The sequence below is a fragment of the Asanoa sp. NPDC050611 genome (genome assembly GCF_040654855.1).
Taxonomy (GTDB): Bacteria; Actinomycetota; Actinomycetes; order Mycobacteriales; family Micromonosporaceae; genus Asanoa.
The window spans coordinates 1-1342 of the sequence record NZ_JBFAIU010000685.1 but is presented as its reverse complement, the minus strand read 5'-3'; the positions used below and the strand labels follow the sequence as shown (position 1 = coordinate 1342).

The 1342-nt window shown below is 74.6% G+C and carries 1 protein-coding gene and 1 pseudogene; one reads left to right on the top strand and one right to left on the bottom strand.

Annotated elements, in window-relative coordinates; translation table 11 throughout:
• A partial coding sequence (locus AB0H87_RS41830; RefSeq protein ID WP_360159436.1) for a class I tRNA ligase family protein occupies positions 1 to 729 on the top strand: 729 nt, incomplete at its 5' end.
• 5 nt (positions 730 to 734) lie between these two features.
• Here the strand turns inward: AB0H87_RS41830 and AB0H87_RS41825 are convergent.
• Positions 735 to 1342: pseudogene (locus tag AB0H87_RS41825) on the bottom strand (SCO1664 family protein); the annotation flags it as partial.

Here is a 1342-nt window from a genome sequence, read left to right as displayed (position 1 = left end):
TCTCCTCCAGCAGCCGGCTTCACCTCACGAGGTCACCACGGCGACCGGCTCGCCGCCGTTCTGCAACGACCGTACGCCTGCTTCGCTCGCCGCGGCGCCCGCGACGGCGAGCCCGCCTGGCCCGGCGGCCCGCTCGGCCCGGGCCGGCCCGGCTGGCACATCGAGTGCGCGGTGATCGCGCTCAGCGTGCTCGGCGACACGATCGACGTCCAGGGCGGCGGCAACGACCTGCTGTTCCCGCACCACGAGTGCTCCGCCGCGCACGCCGAGCGGCTGACGGGCAAGGCGCCGTTCGCCGGGCACTACGTACACGCGGGAATGATCGGCCTCGACGGCGAGAAGATGTCGAAGTCCCGCGGCAACCTGGTCTTCGTCTCCCGCCTCCGCGCCGACCACGTCGACCCGATGGCGCTGCGGCTGGCCCTGATCGCCGACCACTACCGCGGCGACCGCACCTGGACCGACGATCTCCTCAAGACCGCGGAGGACCGGCTGGCCCGGTGGCGCGCGGCCGCGTCGGCCACCGCGGGCCCGTCCGGTGCGGACCTCCTCGCCGGCGTACGCGCCCGCGTGGCCGACGACCTCGACACCCCCGGCGCCCTGGCCCTGGTGGACGCCTGGGCGGACGCGACCCTGGCCGGCACCGGCGACGACCCGGACGCCCCGAGACTGATGGCACACACGGTCGACGCCCTGCTGGGCATCACGCTGCAGCCGACCGCCCTCTAGACCCGTTACATCGGGGGCCAGGGCACCGACGGCCAGTCGGTGCCCGGCTCCGGGAAGCAGGCGTTCTCCAGCAGCCGCCGCACCCGGCCGCGCACCCGGGCCACCTCGGCGCCCGTGAGGTGCTCGCGCAGCGCGTTGCCCAGCGGAGCCCGCAGGTCGCTGGAGAGCCGGCCCAGCACGTCGACCGCCTCGTCGGGGAGCACGCCACCCGTCCAGCCCCACAACACCGTGCGCAGCTTCGGCTCCACGTTGAAGGTCACGCCGTGGTCCACGCCGTACACGCGGTCGTCCGGGCCCACCAGGACGTGGCCGCCCTTGCGGTCCGCGTTGTTGATCACCACGTCGAGGACCGCCAGCCGGGCGAGCCGCGGGTCGTCGGCGTGGGCCAGCGAGTACGGGTTGCCGTCCTCGTCCTGGGCCGACGCGATCCGCTTCCAGCCGTTGGGGAGCTGCCGGGCCGGCACGAAGCCGACCAGCGGCTGGGCGCCCTCCGGCTCGTCGATCCAGAGCTGGCACATGCCGGGACCCAGGGGGCCTTCGGAACGCAGCAGCGTCGGCGGCACCAGGTCCCAGCAAGTCGCTCAGCTGAGTGGGCGGCGCATCGTGACGCGGG